At 35.5% G+C, this 16,346-nt stretch carries 15 protein-coding genes; 7 read left to right on the forward strand and 8 right to left on the reverse strand.

The window, feature by feature from the left end; genetic code table 11:
* Nucleotides 1–56: 56 nt before the first annotated feature.
* The 3 genes from AC4PID_RS04570 to AC4PID_RS04580 form a co-directional block, all read right to left on the reverse strand.
* The gene (locus AC4PID_RS04570) at nucleotides 57–1,232 is read right to left on the reverse strand and encodes a J domain-containing protein (RefSeq protein WP_492134386.1); all 1,176 of its coding nucleotides are present in this window, start codon (nucleotides 1,230–1,232) and stop codon (nucleotides 57–59) included.
* Between the two features lie 149 nt (nucleotides 1,233–1,381).
* A complete protein-coding gene (locus AC4PID_RS04575; protein ID WP_492134387.1) occupies nucleotides 1,382–1,981 on the reverse strand; it encodes a nitroreductase family protein in 600 nt (199 codons plus the stop codon).
* A gap of 187 nt (nucleotides 1,982–2,168) precedes the next feature.
* Nucleotides 2,169–3,443 (reverse strand): glycerate kinase type-2 family protein, encoded by a 1,275-nt coding sequence (locus AC4PID_RS04580; protein WP_492134388.1) that lies wholly within the window; start codon nucleotides 3,441–3,443, stop codon nucleotides 2,169–2,171.
* A gap of 147 nt (nucleotides 3,444–3,590) precedes the next feature.
* On the opposite strand from AC4PID_RS04580, the gene AC4PID_RS04585 reads away from it, so the two are divergent.
* Both AC4PID_RS04585 and AC4PID_RS04590 read left to right on the forward strand, forming a co-directional pair.
* Nucleotides 3,591–3,980: a metallopeptidase family protein gene (locus AC4PID_RS04585; RefSeq protein ID WP_492134389.1), complete on the forward strand. Its 390-nt coding sequence runs from the start codon at nucleotides 3,591–3,593 to the stop codon at nucleotides 3,978–3,980.
* 495 nt (nucleotides 3,981–4,475) lie between these two features.
* On the forward strand, nucleotides 4,476–6,419 hold the full coding sequence (locus tag AC4PID_RS04590) for an HD domain-containing phosphohydrolase (RefSeq protein WP_492134390.1): 1,944 nt from the start codon (nucleotides 4,476–4,478) through the stop codon (nucleotides 6,417–6,419).
* A 69-nt stretch (nucleotides 6,420–6,488) separates the two neighbouring features.
* On the opposite strand, the gene AC4PID_RS04595 is transcribed toward AC4PID_RS04590, so the two are convergent.
* From AC4PID_RS04595 to AC4PID_RS04605, 3 genes are all read right to left on the reverse strand, one after another.
* Nucleotides 6,489–6,968 (reverse strand): flavodoxin domain-containing protein, encoded by a 480-nt coding sequence (locus AC4PID_RS04595; RefSeq protein ID WP_492134391.1) that lies wholly within the window; start codon nucleotides 6,966–6,968, stop codon nucleotides 6,489–6,491.
* A gap of 113 nt (nucleotides 6,969–7,081) precedes the next feature.
* A complete protein-coding gene (locus AC4PID_RS04600) occupies nucleotides 7,082–8,593 on the reverse strand; it encodes an alanine/glycine:cation symporter family protein (protein ID WP_492134392.1) in 1,512 nt (503 codons plus the stop codon).
* Between the two features lie 369 nt (nucleotides 8,594–8,962).
* Nucleotides 8,963–9,487, reverse strand: coding sequence for a GNAT family N-acetyltransferase (locus tag AC4PID_RS04605; RefSeq protein ID WP_492134393.1), 525 nt, complete (start codon nucleotides 9,485–9,487; stop codon nucleotides 8,963–8,965).
* 137 nt (nucleotides 9,488–9,624) lie between these two features.
* Between AC4PID_RS04605 and AC4PID_RS04610 the strand changes: the two genes are divergently transcribed.
* From AC4PID_RS04610 to AC4PID_RS04630, 5 genes are all read left to right on the forward strand, one after another.
* The gene (locus AC4PID_RS04610; RefSeq protein WP_492134394.1) at nucleotides 9,625–10,962 is read left to right on the forward strand and encodes a ferredoxin reductase family protein; all 1,338 of its coding nucleotides are present in this window, start codon (nucleotides 9,625–9,627) and stop codon (nucleotides 10,960–10,962) included.
* Between the two features lie 83 nt (nucleotides 10,963–11,045).
* The gene (locus tag AC4PID_RS04615; protein WP_492134395.1) at nucleotides 11,046–12,074 is read left to right on the forward strand and encodes a cytochrome b5 domain-containing protein; all 1,029 of its coding nucleotides are present in this window, start codon (nucleotides 11,046–11,048) and stop codon (nucleotides 12,072–12,074) included.
* On the forward strand, nucleotides 12,046–12,768 hold the full coding sequence (locus AC4PID_RS04620) for a response regulator transcription factor (protein ID WP_492134396.1): 723 nt from the start codon (nucleotides 12,046–12,048) through the stop codon (nucleotides 12,766–12,768). Before AC4PID_RS04615 ends, AC4PID_RS04620 begins: the two co-directional genes overlap by 29 nt.
* Entirely contained in the window at nucleotides 12,769–14,328 is a 1,560-nt protein-coding gene (locus tag AC4PID_RS04625; RefSeq protein ID WP_492134397.1) for a sensor histidine kinase, read from the forward strand.
* A gap of 67 nt (nucleotides 14,329–14,395) precedes the next feature.
* A complete protein-coding gene (locus tag AC4PID_RS04630; RefSeq protein WP_492134398.1) occupies nucleotides 14,396–14,875 on the forward strand; it encodes a GNAT family N-acetyltransferase in 480 nt (159 codons plus the stop codon).
* An 88-nt stretch (nucleotides 14,876–14,963) separates the two neighbouring features.
* Here the strand turns inward: AC4PID_RS04630 and AC4PID_RS04635 are convergent, their stop codons facing one another.
* Nucleotides 14,964–16,001, reverse strand: coding sequence for a hypothetical protein (locus AC4PID_RS04635; RefSeq protein ID WP_492134399.1), 1,038 nt, complete (start codon nucleotides 15,999–16,001; stop codon nucleotides 14,964–14,966).
* Between the two features lie 77 nt (nucleotides 16,002–16,078).
* Complete coding sequence (locus AC4PID_RS04640) at nucleotides 16,079–16,327, reverse strand: hypothetical protein (protein ID WP_492134400.1); 249 nt, start codon at nucleotides 16,325–16,327, stop codon at nucleotides 16,079–16,081.
* Between the last annotated feature and the right edge of the window lie 19 nt (nucleotides 16,328–16,346).

The raw sequence follows: 16,346 nt of genomic DNA on the forward strand, positions 1-16,346 counted from the left end.
ATTATACAGAGTTTTCTGACAATCGCAACCTTTTAATTGTTAACTTTTCGTAATAATTACTGGTATGAAATAGTTGCATAATAATGATCTAAATCAAAACCATGCGTCGTAACCGATGCAATTGATCGATTAAACACTTGGCTTTCAGCTAAGGAAACTTCCAGTGAATCCTCTGAAAGCGTTTCGAGCCATCTATGGAAATCGTCAACTTTAAGACCATTTGAAAAGTTAAGATGAATCATCGCCGACTTGACAAGTTCTATAAGCAACGTTTCATTATCTCTTGGCTTCAATCCACGTAATGCCTTTGAAATCGTTTTAGGTGCCCGACAGAGCTTAGAACTGAATTCATGAAGATAAAAATAAAGACCATAGTTATGAAGCTTACCTGTATTGACATCTATAAACCACAAATCTTTGTCTAAAGCGGTCGATGTATAGCCTAAGTATTTTAATGCTGTTAGGTCATAAAATATGCCCTCACATATTTTTCGTGAACCCAATGGTTTCAAATAGCCCATAACTGATTCAAGTACGACGATTGGCTCAACGCCTTTTTCCTTCTTAAGGACAATGTAGCCATGTGTAGTGGTATCGAAATGATCGACCACATTGGGAATATCGATTTTGAAATAAGTTTTGTCCGCAGCCATTAAAAGCGTAATTGAATCCATAAATATTTTTCGTTTAAGCTTTGTGGTTTCAATCATAACGTATTCTTCTGAAACATACATAAAGCCCAGTTCAATCATAACTCTCTTTAGGTATTTAAATCTTGCGCATTTACCATTTTCTTTAATCAGCTCAATACTGCGTTTTCTCTTGCTTCGCTTTACCTCCTCAGGCTGCTCGGTTTGTGCATAAGAAGTATTATTATCATATGATTGAGTCGTTTCAGATGGATCCGATGAAGCTTTATTTGAACTCGAACTGGATTTACTTTGTTTTTGATTTGTACTTTGATTCGTAGTAGGTTGTTTTTTATGATTTCTATATATGAGCCTTTCTTTTTCATAAAACTTATTTTGCTCAATTAAAGTAAGCCCTTCTTTATATAGTGCATTGATTTTACTCATTATATAGAGTGCCTCTTTAACCTCTGAGATATCTGGATGCCATAACTTAGCTAAAGCACGATACTCTCGTTTTATACCCTTAACTGTAAAAAGTTCAGAAGGCATATCACAGTTCATTATATAGTTTTTATCACTGAATTTTTCTTTTTTATTCATTTACTCACCATAATTCATTTATTAAAACCTACTTATGGAATGATTATACAACCCCCTCGCTATAAATTCAACCAGTAGTCCATCATGAAAAAAGCCCCTGATTTTCATCAGAGGCAAATATATAATAAAGGTGGATTATACAGACTTTATTAACCTAACACTTTTACTCTCGCTTCAAGTGGTCCAAACTCTTTCGCATTTACAGCTGCAAGCGGTTTTCCAAATGGCATCTGAGCAATAAGTTTCCATTTTTCAGGTAACGACCAAGCTTTCTTAACATCATTTTCAATCACTTCATTATAGTGTTGTAATGATGCTCCTAAGCCTTCAGAATCCAATCTTGTCCATACCACATACTGAAGCATACCACTTGATTGTTGTGACCAAACCGGGAAATTATCTTTATATAAACCAAACTGTTCTTGTAACCCTTCTACAACCGCTTGATCTTCAAAGAATAAAACCGTTCCGTAACCTGATTTAAAAGCATTCATTTTGTCATTAGTAGGCGCAAATGCTTCAGCAGGGACAATTTTTCTCAAATTCTCTCTTGTTAACTCCCATAAAGCATCATGCTCATCACCCAATAACAACACCACTCTTGCACTTTGTGAGTTAAATGCCGATGGTACGTATTTTACTGCATGCTCTACTAAATCTTTCAAAGCTTCATCGCTTATAGATACTTCTTTTCCAATTGCATAGTGCGATCTTCTCGCTTCAACTGCTTCATTAAATGATTTTTTCATAATGTGTTCTCCTTTTTCGAAATTATATCATTAATTAGTGATAATTGTTTTTTAAAAAAAGTGCATCTGCACTTTTTATCACTATTTTCTTTCTTGAAATCAATATATCACTAATTAGTATTAACGTCAATTAGGTAAATTACAAATTCACGAATTGTTCAACTGTCGTTCAAAAGCTATTCATGATTTAAAAACGAGGCGTAATGACACACAACATCAAATCATTGACATTGGTTCCTGTCGGGCCACTGATAATCAGATCTCCTGCTTCTTGTAATGCATGGTACGCATCAAAATTTTCTAGTGCGCCTTTAAGATCATAGGCTCTATTTCTTAGCTTGCTTACGGTGTTTGAATCTACGAGACCGCCAGCAGCATCTGTTGGACCATCTGTACCATCGGATGCTTGCGCTAAAAAATAAACCCCCTCATAACCATCAATCAACTGACTAACCATTAAGGCAGTATGCTGACTTCTGCCACCTTTTCCATTTCCTGAAACCTTTAAGGTCAACTCACCACCATAGATAAGGCAATAACTTTTTCCGGATTGGTTCGACAGTTCTCTGTATGCTTCGATATCCTTTTTAAGCAACCCAATAAATGTATCTACTGACAACTTTAATTGAGAATCTTTTATAATGCCTTCATAACCAAACTGGCTGGCAAGCATGGCTGCATACGCACACATAGTTTTTACACTTCCAACAAGATGTGTCTCAACCTCTACAGTTGGCTTTAATGGCAGTAATTTGGGCTGTAATTTTGCCTCTATTCTATTGCTAACGGTTTCAGGAAGATTGATATGATACTTATTTAGTATACTTCTAACTTGATCTAAATTGCTCTTCTCTGGGTATAAAGGTCCTGAGGCGATTGAAGCTAGGGAATTGCCTATAACATCTGATAATACAAATGCGACAATTTTAGAACAACCACAAAACTTTAGAAATTCTCCGCCTTTTACCTCAGAAAGCAACTTCCGGATCATGTTGATTTCTTCAATATTGGCACCTGAATGAATCAACTCCAAATTGATTTTTTTTAGTTGTTCTAATGTTACGCCTTCGATAGGTAGTTCAAACAATGCTGAACCACCACCAGAGATTAAAAATATGAGTGTATCTGAAGGTCTTAACCTCTGTGCCATAGCAATTGCCTCACGCGTCGCGTCGATTGCAGCCTCATCTAAAACTGGATGTCCAGCTTCAAATATTCTAAAGTTGGGGATATGCCCCTCTGAATGATCATATTTTGTAATGACAATGCCTTCTTCAACCTGACCTTCGAAATTATCAGAGAGGGCTTTTGCCATCCGCCAAGCCGCCTTGCCAATTCCAATGACATATGGCTTTGTACTAATTTTCACTTCCTTCAATGCGACTTCAACAGCACTATCTGGTAAGACTTTCTCTATACTCATTGAAGCAATTTCCAAAAGATGATCTCTTATAACCTTCATCCGCATGACTCCCTCAACTTTTATTTATATTACTAAAATATTTACAATTATTATGTATCTTTAAAACTAAGATTTCGATATGCTGAAGTTAACAACCACTTTTATTTTATCACTTTAAAGCCTTATTGTATCTGAAAGGAGCCTATAATGTCGGAACAAAATTTTCCCTCCATCCAAGCAGTCGAGCAAATTTTAAGCGAAATTATCGACGAAATACCAGAGCCATTTTTTGAAGGCCTCAACGGTGGCATCATTTTAGTTGAACAACCAAAAGCACATCCACAAAGTCAAACACAATTACCGCTTTATGTTATGGGCGAATATGTAACAAACGCTCTTGGAAAGCAAATAAAAATCTATTATGGTTCCTTTATGAAAGTGCATCCAAATGCGAGCGTTGAAAGTCTAAGAGCATTGTTAAAGCACACTTTGATTCATGAGTTTACCCATCATCTTGAGTATCGAGCTGGGCTAAGAGATTTAGAAGTCCAAGATGCCAAAAATTTGCAGCAATATAAAAACAAATTAAAAGGCTAATTCATCAAATTACTTTGTGAATTAGCCTGACTTTCAGCGAACAACCTTATTGATTTAATTAACGAATACTTTTGCATACTGCTTCAACATCTTTTTGATTAATCACCATTGATGGTTGTGAAAAGGTTGCTGCTGATAAAACTAAAAATGAAATGAATCCCATAGCTTTTTTCATATCTTTTGTCCTCCTAAAAAATAATAATTTAAGCCATGCCCTGTTGTGGTTGTCCAGTACAACTTTGGCACGTTTCTTGCTTATACGTTATTATAGCATTATTGAATTATTTGTGAAGTAGTCTTATGCAAAATTTATGTTAAGATTTCATAACCAAATTAGTTGATTTTAGGGATGTAACCCACTTTTTTAGGATAAAGTATTGTAAATAGTACATAACTATTAAACCTTAGAATCTATTAAGAAAATTTTTTTGTTCCTAAGATAAAATTGTGATAAGATAATTGTAAAACGACAACCTTTCATAGGAGACAAAAGAAATGCATACAGAAAAAACCATTTTTGTAAAAATGAAATCTCGGTTTGTCATCTACATAGTTATTATTTTACTCGGTTTTACGGCTATCGTGAGTCTGTCAAATTACACTGGTAATGTGTTAAAGGATAACGCTCAAATAATATCAGTACTTGCCAAGCAAAGGATGTTAACACAAGCACTTGCGAAAGACGCCTATAAGATTTCAGTTCTAGAAGAAACACTTGAACAGTCTATTGATTCTGTTGCAACACAGAACATAATGCATCAAATTGAAGAAGCTAAGCTATTATTACAAAATAACAGTCTGATTTACGAATCCGTTTATACCGATCTCATGAAAGGTATCGTTACCACCGATTCCGGTGAAACTTTTAAAGTATCTAGCAATACGCTCAATATGATTGATCCCGAGATACAGGATTACTTAATGATCTGGAGTAGCTTTAAACCCTCTATTGAAACGATATTAAATAGTGAGGTTAGTGAGCACATTGTAAATGCCCTTACTTACATTGACGAGGAAAACGTAAATTTATTAAATGCTTCCGAACAAATTCTTGATGCTTTTGAAACTAGAATGATTGACCATTATGAAATTTATCAGTTTATTATCCTGATCTTATTATTTATCACGATTGCGATTGCAGCTTTGTTGATGTACGCAATGTATGATGATCAGTTTAAAGCACTCAATATCTTCTATAGTAAGTTTGAAAAACTTGGGATGGGACGTCTTAAACATCAGACAAAATCTGTCGATAACTTCTCAGAGGAAGTTCAACAGATGGTCGATGGTTTTACAGAAACTTTGGATTTGACCGAGAAAATCAATTCCAATCAATCTTTCTCAGAAACACTCAAATATATATTCAACTCGTTCAATCACTATTTGCCTTATACTTATATTGGTATTGCTCTTCTAAGCGATACAACACCTAAAACTGTAATTGCTTCTTATGGTATTGGCCAAGCACAACACACCGGCCTCGCTGAAGAGTTGCTAGGCTATGAAGCCATCTTGGATGATACCAGCCTAGGTCAAATAATGAACCTAAGAGAACCACGAATTATTAATGATATGGACATTTATTTTGAGACGAGACCGATCAACCAGTACAGTAAAATCGTTATGGATTTTGGTATATGTTCTTCTGTAACATTACCTTTAAGTGCTAATGGTATACCACTCGGGTTTATCTTTTTTTCAAGCGATCAAAAAAATGTTTACGAACCTCATCATATAGAGTTTTTAAAAATTATTAGCAACTCAATCGCCCTTTCCTTTCAGAAAAACATCTTTATGGATGAGCTTTTGTATTCAAGTGTCCTCGCATTAGCAAAGTTAAGCGAAGCTAGAGATGAAGATACAGGTGAGCACTTAGTTAGGATGGCCAATTATGTTGAACTAATCGCTAACGAACTTAAAAAGGAAGAAAGATATGAAAGTGTCTTGACCCGTGAATACGTGGATAACTTAGTGAAATTCTCTCCTATGCACGATATTGGCAAAGTTGGAATCCCAGATCATATCCTACTTAAGCCAGCAAAGTTGACTATTGATGAGTTTGAAGTCATGAAAACACATACCGTCTATGGTGCAAATGTTTTAAAAGAAGCTGAAAATAACATCAATAGAAGAGGTAGAAGTTTATTTACAATGGGCATTGAAATCGCCCTTAATCATCACGAAAAATTTGACGGTTCAGGTTATCCAAATGGTATTAGTGGGGACGAAATCCCGCTAAGTGCAAGGATTGTCGCAGTTGCAGACGTCTTTGATGCATTGATGTCTAAAAGACCTTATAAAGAACCATTTACTTTTGATGAAACGATGAAAATCATTTTGGAAGGGAAAGGCAAACATTTTGATCCAATGATCGTAGATGCATTAGAAAGAGTTTTTTCAAAGGAAAAGGATCTAACGCCTCTACACACACTCAGTTAACTATAAACTTTAACGGATTACACAAAATAAAAAACCTGTAAGAGAACTATTCTTACAGGTTTTTTTTAATTATGATTCTATTTTAGAAGCGAACTTCTCAATTTCTTCAATTGCCAATCCCAATTGTGGCTTGCTCTCAGCTAAGATCTTTTTCATCATCCATTTATAAACTGGATTTAGTTTTTGCAAGTGCACATCGCCACCTAACTGACCAACATACTTTGCATGGTCAAATAATTTGGGTGAAACTTGTTTCTGCAACAAATCAACTCCCTCTTGTCCCCTAGCAAGACCACATACATATAAGTACATTTCTTTGTTCATCAATTCGTTTGCATTTTTCTCAATAAACTGTCTAAAGGGTCTAGCAGGTTGCCCCATATATAACGGTGTCCCAATTACAACCTTGTCATAAAGAGTTAGATCAACTTGATTCTGCTTCTTAAGGTTAATCAAATCAATCGATTCAGTTTTCATAAATCCTTTAATTTTATAAGCACACTCTTCTGTATTTCCCGTTTTCGATGCATACGCAATCAATACTCTCATAAAAGTTCCCCTTAACCTTTTTTCTTACATTATATGCATTTTATACTTTGTGGTAAAGAGAAAAAGTCTTAGGAGATTATCCTAAGACTTTAATCGTTATTCAACACATACAATTACTTAAGCTTACCAGCTTTTACTGCATCGTTAAGTGCATTCACTTGGTCTTGATAATTTGCTTTTGTAATTTTATGCCATAAATCAGCTCCTTGAACGTTGATTCTTTCAGGAACAAACACTGGATCTAAACCAGCTTTCTTTTGAAGTTCATAGTCTTTTAAGGTTGCAAGACCTGGTTTCGTTAACAAAATAATGACGATTACGTTAAACCATGCCATTGCACCAACAGCAGCTGATCCGAAGTTCCAAACCACGTCAACCGATGAAATCGCACCTACGAATACCATAACGACGATGATCAATCTTGATGCTAAAATTGAATACTTATAACCATTGCCATTTGAATTTTTTCTAAAAATATAACCGATGCTTGAGTCAGTATAGAATGCATATGCTAGAACCGTTGTTAATGTAAAGAAGAACAACGCCAATGCAACGAATCCACCACCAACACCAGGTATAAACGTATTAACCGCTTCTTGTGTAAAGTTACTTTTTTCAACACCCGGTAATAATTGTGTAATGAACGCACCATCTGGAGCGATAACGTTGTAAGCACCTGTTGCTAAAATCATAACAGCGGTTGCAGTACATACAAATAATGTATCTACATAAACAGAAAACGCTTGTACCAAACCTTGTTTTGCAGGGTGAGATACTTCAGCAGCACCAGCAGCTTGAGCGCCAGTTCCTTGACCTGCTTCATTAGAGAAGATCCCTCTTTTAACGCCCCATGCTACCGCTTGTCCAAATACAGCACCATAAACAGCATTGAGATTAAAAGCAGACGAGAAAATCATTCCGAATACATCTGCAATTTTAGTAATATTAACTGCTAAAATAATTAATGCTAGGATAATGTAAGCAATCGCCATAAAAGGAACGATCATTTCAGCTACTTTCGCTATTCTTCGACCACCACCGAAAACAACATAAGCGATGATGACCGTATAAATCAAACCAATGATCCATGGTGCAATCCCAAATGAAAGATTACCAGCTTGAGCAAATGCATTTGTTTGAATACCAGGCAACATAATACCACATGAAATAATTGTTAAAATTGCAAATGCAATACCTAATGGTCTTGATTTTAAACCCTTTTCAATATAGTAAGCTGGACCGCCTCTATATTCTCCATGGATTTCTTCTTTCCAGACTTGTGCCAAAGCTGATTCGATATAAGCTGATCCAGCACCTAAAAATGCGATTGCCCACATCCAAAATACTGCTCCTGGACCACCGAAAAAAATGGCAGATGCAACACCAGTAATATTACCAGTACCGACACGACCACCTAATGCCATTGCGAAACCTTGGAACGATGATACACCGCTCTTTGAAGCTTTTCCACCTAAAAGCTGTTTCACCATGTCTTTGACTAATCTGAGTTGTGGGAATTTCATTAGAATTGAAAAATAAATTCCCGCTGCTAGACACAAATAAATCATTATTTGTCCCCAAAAAAATCCGTCAAGCGTTGCAGATAAATTTAAAAGACCCTCCATACCTACTATTTCCTCCCAATTTTTTTGTAATCTTTAAAATATTTTAATAGTTACAAATATTTAATGTATTGTAACATTCCGTTAACAACTTTGTCAAACGAAATAGCCGAAAAAAATAAACTATATATCTTGTTTTTTTGTCAAACAATTTATAATGACAATATTGTATGCAAGCATTCTAAAATTCAGTGTTTCAAGGTTTATTTCATTTTCAAAATTATGTTTTTATTTTTGTTGTTCTAACAGAGATAATCGGCTAATTGAAAGCGTTTCTCTTTTATTTTCCTTTCTTTTAAAGCTTTGAGAAAATCAAAGAAACCATATGTTACACAAATGTAACATATGGTTTCTTGAAATTTGCATACCTATTTATCGAATTATTTTTGTCATTCTGATATCAGAATGCCACTTTCCAAAGTTAAAGACGAAGTTAGTGATGGTCGCTACTGGCTGATAACCAACTTTTTTATATAGGTGTATGGCTCTTTCGTTGTATTCAAAAACACCAAGTTCTATGATATTTGCACCTAATTTCTTAGATTCAGCTTCGATAAACGTCATAATTTTACTGCCCAGTCCAACGCCTCTAAAATCAGCGGCACCGATAACAATGCTGATCCATGCCACATCATCTTGTTTAGATACCAGATGTTCAAAACGCATGTCTATACTAAACTCCGCTACTGGAGATTGATCCACAAGAACGACATAAGTATGCTTAAATGGTTTGTCCATTAAATTTGCCATCAGCTCTATCGCATGAACCATAGGATAATCCTCTTCGCTAAACCTCGGTGTAGTAAAGGGTCTAATATCAGGATCATTGGACCACTTTGCAAATAGATTAAACATATCTATTTCGCCAAAGTCAACTTCTCTATAAGTAATCTCCATATTGCCTCCATGACTTTAATATATTAAATCATACCTTAATTAAGTTGTACCAATCAACTTATTTATATTTCCACTTTCATATTATTTTCAGTTTATATTGATATATTTAAGAAAAGATATCTTAAAAGGAGGTTAATATGAGATTTATATATAAGTTAATTTATGTCATCAGCCCACTGCCACTTATCGTATTCATAATTCTTAACAACCCATCAAAATATGCTAATTTAAACTATTTACTGCCTATGCTTTTTGGAATATTCAGTTATACATGGTTGCTTTGGCAATTTATCTTAAGTGCGCGACCTAAAGCACTGGAAAAACATTTTGGGCTTGATAAAATATATCGTTTCCATGGAATTATTGCATTGGTAGCATTGTTCACTTTGTTCATTCACAAAACTTTGATTGAAAGACTATTTAAAGAGACGCTCACATCGCAACTTGGAAGTGTTGCCTTTGCCATTTTTATCGGAATCTCAGGTTTGTCTTTACTGTTCATGTCACCAAAATTGCTTAAGAAGTTCAAACCGATTCAAGTACTTATCAAAATGATGAGTCAGTTTAATTTTGCATCTTATCAATTTACAAAAAGCATCCATAATTTCACAATATTAGCTTTGGTATTTATGCAGATACATGTCCTTATGACCAGTTCTGCACAAGCAAATCCATTCATTTTTAGTCTATATATGGTTTACTTTTTTTTAGCAACAGGGTTTTATCTCTATCACAAGCTGATAAAGGCTTGGTTATTAGAAGATGCAAAGTACAAAGTTACAAATTTGATATACGATTCTGAGGATATGGTGACCATCTCACTAACGTCAACAAAAGATCGTCCTCTAAAATACTCTCCTGGTCAATTTGCCTACTTTAAAATTACTTCGCCCTATTTTTCATCTGAGGAGCACCCATTCTCTATTGTATCATCACCAACAGATAAAAATCAGATTGCTATAACCGTCAAAACAATAGGCGATTACACAAAAGATTTAAAACGTCTCAAACTCGGCGATGAAATGACTGTAGAAGGCCCGTTTGGTAAGTTCAGCTATACGACACACGCTACTGAAAATGCAAGCGTTTTTATTGCTGGAGGCGTAGGCATAACACCCTTTATCAGCATGCTCAAATACATGGCTATAAAAGACCCTACCCGTCCAGTCATGTTGGTATGGTCTGTAAGAAAAAGAGAAGATTTAATAAAGTATGATTACCTTCTTTCTTTAAAAAATATTATGCCCAACTTTATTTTTCTACCTATTGTTTCAGGTGACGAAACTTGGGAAGGCGAACGTGGGAGATTAGATTATACGCGTCTTGAAAATTACACCTCTTCCTATCCGTTCAATGAAACGCATACCGGTTACTATATCTGTGGTCCTGAAAACCTAATGACACTAACAATTGAAACATTATTGAAACTAAGAATTTCAAAAAATCAGATTCATTATGAATCATTTTCGGTATAAATTGAATAGTTTCATTTTATTTTCAGATTAGTGTCATAAACTACTCATATAACTTAAAGATGATTCATTAAGGAGGCTTGTTTATGAAACTTAATCACCCTTTTAAAATTGTACTCAGTTTTGCTGGAATCGGCATTTTGTTTGTTGGTATTTATCAGTTTGCATTTGCGTCAACATTTGGCAACGGTTTTTTCTTTGAATCGGATAGAAGTACTTCTGTTTCAGTTGACGTGTCATCGGAAAAACCAGACAGTCAGTCGCTTGCAAGCACCAACAACACTTTAATAGCAACTGCTACAAACGAACCCGTTTTTACGGCTCAGTCACTTTCTCAGTATAACGGTAAAAATGGTGCACCTGCATATGTCGCTGTGAATGGTATCGTATATGATATGACAAGCATTGGTGCATGGACCAATGGTCAGCATCAAGGTTATTCAGCTGGCCAAGATTTAACAGCTGCATTTCAAAAGTCACCACATAGTGAACAGTTACTTTCACAACTCCCTATTGTTGGTACTTATGTAGCATCCATTGCAAAGGGCGAAAGCGCACCTAGTGTAGTAGTTGATACAAATACCTCTGCATCTACCACCACAGAAACAACGGTAACCGTTCCAACTGAATCAATTGCATTATCCCCATCCAATCAGACCAAATCAAATGATGTATGGACCTATACATTATTAGCAAAGTATAATGGTATTGGTGCCCAACCAGCTTATATCGCTGTGAACGGAACCATATACAATGTAACCAGTATTGGTACATGGACAGGCGGTGTTCATCACGGGATAAAAGCTGGACAAGACGTTACCGCCTTTTTTGAAGCCTCACCGCATTCTACTTCATTATTGAAAACACTTCCCGTTGTAGGAAAAATTGGGGAACCAATCTCAATGGTACAAGGTGTTAATTCATCACCTGGAAGCACTGTAACAACAACTGACGCAACGACTGGTGCTACAGTTAATGAAAGCCACAATAGTGATTTTGATGACGACGATCACGATTTTGATGATGATGATCACGATTTTGATGATGATGATCACAATTCCGATCGACAACACAACGACCATGACGATGATCACGACGAAGGCGATGACGACTAACTCTATTAAAAAGGAGCTTATCATGTTAATACTTTTAGCTGAAGATGATCCTAAAATTGCAAAACTCCTAATTCACCTTTTTAAGAAAGATGGTTATCAAGTCGATCACGCGAAAGATGGTATTGAGGCATTATTATATACAGAAACAAATGCCTATGATATTGTTTTATTAGACTGGATGATGCCAGAAAAATCAGGGCTTGAGGTCTGTGAAACGCTCAGAAACCGCCATTACAATGGCGGTATTTTGATGTTGACCGCAAAGGATACACTAGATGATAAAATTATGGGTTTAGAGTATGGTGCAGATGACTATCTGATAAAACCCTTTGAATACAAGGAATTACTTGCTCGAGTAAAAGCTTTGTCCAGAAGAAGCACAAAAAAACTAACTGAAGATAAAATATATATTGGAAATTTTATGGTCGATCGTGCACATAAAGCGATTTATTATAATGATATCGATATTGGTTTATCCAATAGAGAATATCAACTTTTAAGTTTGCTCATGGAAAATAACAAGCAAATTGTTCCAAGAGAAGTGATTATTGATCGCGTTTGGGGACTTGATCAAGAAATCACACAAAATAATCTCGATGCATTTATCAAGCTACTTCGAAAGAAAATTGAACAAGTTGCAAGAAACAAAATCATTATAAACGTCAGAGGAATCGGCTATAAAGTGGAGGTATAGATGTTCAAAAGACTGCAACTTAAGATGACAATTTACTATTCTTTAATCGTCTTTGCTATTATGGCAGTCACAAACTTGAGTGTCTATTTTGTTTTGGTCAATTATAATAATTATCAAATGACCTCAGAAGTATCGCGCATGCTTGAAAGTATTAACAGCTCCGAATGGTTATACGAAAATAAAGAATCCGATGACAGTCATTCTAATATTTTGGTTGCTCCTACAACTCTTTTATCGGATTCTAATAGCAATTCAGATGATGGTCATGACGACGACCTCAATGATGACCATTTATCAACAGAGAATACAACCAGTAATTCTGAAACGGACGAATCAAAAACCTCTGAGGCTCATAATGAAGAAGCAAATGATGATACACCTTCATCTGCGACAGAATCAGACTCCGAAAATGAGACGACGTCTGAAATCATCAACAACCCAATGACCTCAAACGAGAATGAAGTAATACTGCCTCTTCCTGAAGTTAAGGATTTGATTATTCCTAAAGTTCTCGGCACATTTGACGCATATATGATTTATGATAATAACAATCAACTTATAACCTATCAAACCAAGGATAATGAGAATTTTGATGCATTATTAAGCAAAAGTAAGCTGAAAGAAATCTCGAGTTCACCCACAGTTACTCAAATAAGCGACAAACCCCCAATCCAATATTTAATTGCAAAAATGCCAATTCAAATCGGCGAAGAAACCTTGGGGTACTATGTGGTCGGCAGAGACGTTACGATCGCATCTGAAACACTTGATAATTTGTCTCGGATTCTATTGGCTAGCTTGCTCATAGGTGTTTTTATTGCAATCGCACTCGGTTATCTTCTAGCTGGTAGAAGTTTAAAACCAATTATAGCTGCTTATGCGTCCAAACAAGAATTTCTAGCCAATGCCTCACATGAACTTAAAACGCCTCTTAGTGTTATTTTACTTTCAACAGAAACATTGGATGGCGAAATAAGCAAAGAGCAAGCCTTTCAGCATCAAGTAGTGGAAGATATTCGCGATGAAGCTAAAAAGATGAGTCATCTTGTTTCCCAGCTTTTATTTTTATCACGAACAGACAGTCAAAATGGTATTTATAAATATGAAAACTTCAATTTTTCAGAATTAATCGATAAAGAAATTAAATCCTTTGAAAAAATTGCCATTTCAAAATCTATTGTCATTCATGCATCTTTAGAATCCAACTTAAAGCTATTGGGCGATCGAAAACAAATAAGCTCTGTAGTATCCATACTTATTGATAATGCGATTAAATACTCAAAAGAGAATGGAAATGTATATGTATCGCTAGAAGCGATCGATACAAAGAAAGGGCAAGGTATCCAGTTCACTGTAAAAGACACTGGAATAGGCATTCCTGAATCACAACTCAATCATATATTTGAACGATTTTATAGACTTGAAACTTCACGTTCGAGAGAAACCGGTGGTCATGGTCTTGGATTGGCCATCGCAAAGGAAATTATTGAACAGCATAAGGGCTCAATTACCGTCAAAAGCATTGAACAAATAGGTACAACTTTTACGGTTAATTTCTAATTAATTCCCACTTGATTTCATTTTATAAAAGTCCTATAATGGGAAAATATTATTATGGGAGGGAATTATGGATATTAGAGCAATGTTGCCAAATGATTGGCATGACGTATCAAAAATCTATCTTGAAGGTATTCAAACGAAACTTGCCACCTTTCAGTCTGAAATTCCATCATATGAAAGTTGGGATTCTGGGCATCTTCCCATTGGTCGAATAATAGCAGCAGAGAATCAAGAGATTCTTGGATGGGCTGCACTTTCTCCATACTCTGGACGGTGTGTTTACAGTGGCGTCGCGGAGCTAAGTGTCTATGTAAAAGCAGATGCAAAGGGCAAGGGAGTAGGTACCGCACTTGTAAACCGATTAATTGAAATTGCTTCTGAGAATAACATCTGGACATTACAAGCAGGCATCATTAGAGAAAACACACCTAGTAGAAAGCTTCATTTAAAATGTGGTTTTCGTGAAGTTGGGTATCGCGAACGTCTTGGTCAGATGGATAACGGTAAATGGCATGATGTTTTTCTGTATGAAAGAAGACAAAAATAAAAGTAAGGTGCTAAGGTCAATCATTTTGATAGACATAGCACCTTTATTTATCTTCAACTTCCTTAGACTATTATTATCATCTAGATCATTAATTGAATTTATATACCGCATCCGATGTGGATTTTTTTAGAACAATTCCCTTCCCCTGCTCCACAAGACTGTCAAGATAAACCACTACATTGTTGTAAACCTCATAATGCCCTCTTCGAATCCGCGATGAATAACCATAGCGTTCCGTCAGAGTCACCGCTATTTTTTCAGCACTAATCGTTCCTGGATGAATTAAAGTGTTTACTATCGTAACAAACCGTTCATCTATATTACTTTTACTTTCATAAAAGTCATCATCCAAAGAAGTTTCAAGTGCTTTTAGCTCCCTTGCTCTACTCACCACATGATAAGCTGGATCCTTTTTTTCATGAATCATCTGCTTTTTCTGTTTGGAGTAATACTGTCTCACTTGTCGTCTTAATCGATCGATCTGAGAATCTAATAATGGGAGTCGCATAGAAATAAAGCGAATAATATCTTCACCTAAAATAAAACCATCTGGCAAATCTAAGTTGAGTTGCCAACCATTTCTAACCTTAGTTAAAATATCATCTAGTTCATAATCAATGGCTTCAAAATCATCAACGATCGCCTTGATGACATGTGGCGGAAATCCCATATGCTCTTCAAAATGAATGATGCCAAACTTTTTCACCTCACCAGTGTGTTTGTTAGACACAACGTACTGATATCTAAGCACCTTACCACATTCACATTTTAATGGTTCGTCCAATGTCTTATAGCCGTTACCCGCATCATTAAAATCACTTAAAACCCAATCGTCTATATGTGATTCAATCTCCTCTGCAGTCATGTCCTCTGTAATGGAAATGCCTTTTTCGCGTGCCATAACTCTTGCAAATGCAGTTCTCTTTCCTCTTTTAATATGCTCATTTAAAAAAGTCCTTTGCGATTCAGTTAATGAGGTCATTAATTGATCACGTTCTTCTTTAGACAAATAATATAACATCTTTTCACCCACTTCTATATCAAAGAAAAGCAATCCGTCACTATTATAGTTACCCTTAATTTGCTTTCTATAACTTCTCAAATGATAGAAATCCAACTCAGTCATACCCAATGTTTCACTCTCAATATTAAAAAAAAGACCTGCATGTATGATGTAGGTCTTTTTCTAATTATTTTATTAAATTAGTTTAATGGATTTACATTTACTGGATAATCTTCGTCTTTAAGAAACTCAAAGTTCGCATTCTTATAAAGCCCCTCAAATCCATCTCCGCTTACACATGCACTTGCTTTAACTTTGAAATTCTTTAAATTGATTTTCGATTCAATCATCGCAAACTCATGAAGCATTTTTAACTCATCCATTTTAGGTGTTTTCTTTTTTAGTGCCGCTTTTTTATGAACCAGCTTTTTCAAATCTTTTTCTTTCATATCATTACCCCATTTCTAA

It is taken from the genome of Fusibacter sp. QWL-12 (assembly GCF_058683495.1).

What these genes read in the sequence shown, in the direction of transcription:
- AC4PID_RS04570 (WP_492134386.1), bottom strand. Translation starts at nt 1,232, where the DNA reads ATGAATAAAAAAGAAAAATTCAGTGATAAAAACTATATAATGAACTGT.
- AC4PID_RS04575 (WP_492134387.1), bottom strand. Translation starts at nt 1,981, where the DNA reads ATGAAAAAATCATTTAATGAAGCAGTTGAAGCGAGAAGATCGCACTAT.
- AC4PID_RS04580 (WP_492134388.1), bottom strand. Translation starts at nt 3,443, where the DNA reads ATGAAGGTTATAAGAGATCATCTTTTGGAAATTGCTTCAATGAGTATA.
- AC4PID_RS04585 (WP_492134389.1), top strand. Translation starts at nt 3,591, where the DNA reads ATGTCGGAACAAAATTTTCCCTCCATCCAAGCAGTCGAGCAAATTTTA.
- AC4PID_RS04590 (WP_492134390.1), top strand. Translation starts at nt 4,476, where the DNA reads ATGCATACAGAAAAAACCATTTTTGTAAAAATGAAATCTCGGTTTGTC.
- AC4PID_RS04595 (WP_492134391.1), bottom strand. Translation starts at nt 6,968, where the DNA reads ATGAGAGTATTGATTGCGTATGCATCGAAAACGGGAAATACAGAAGAG.
- AC4PID_RS04600 (WP_492134392.1), bottom strand. Translation starts at nt 8,593, where the DNA reads ATGGAGGGTCTTTTAAATTTATCTGCAACGCTTGACGGATTTTTTTGG.
- AC4PID_RS04605 (WP_492134393.1), bottom strand. Translation starts at nt 9,487, where the DNA reads ATGGAGATTACTTATAGAGAAGTTGACTTTGGCGAAATAGATATGTTT.
- AC4PID_RS04610 (WP_492134394.1), top strand. Translation starts at nt 9,625, where the DNA reads ATGAGATTTATATATAAGTTAATTTATGTCATCAGCCCACTGCCACTT.
- AC4PID_RS04615 (WP_492134395.1), top strand. Translation starts at nt 11,046, where the DNA reads ATGAAACTTAATCACCCTTTTAAAATTGTACTCAGTTTTGCTGGAATC.
- AC4PID_RS04620 (WP_492134396.1), top strand. Translation starts at nt 12,046, where the DNA reads ATGATCACGACGAAGGCGATGACGACTAACTCTATTAAAAAGGAGCTT.
- AC4PID_RS04625 (WP_492134397.1), top strand. Translation starts at nt 12,769, where the DNA reads ATGTTCAAAAGACTGCAACTTAAGATGACAATTTACTATTCTTTAATC.
- AC4PID_RS04630 (WP_492134398.1), top strand. Translation starts at nt 14,396, where the DNA reads ATGGATATTAGAGCAATGTTGCCAAATGATTGGCATGACGTATCAAAA.
- AC4PID_RS04635 (WP_492134399.1), bottom strand. Translation starts at nt 16,001, where the DNA reads ATGACTGAGTTGGATTTCTATCATTTGAGAAGTTATAGAAAGCAAATT.
- AC4PID_RS04640 (WP_492134400.1), bottom strand. Translation starts at nt 16,327, where the DNA reads ATGAAAGAAAAAGATTTGAAAAAGCTGGTTCATAAAAAAGCGGCACTA.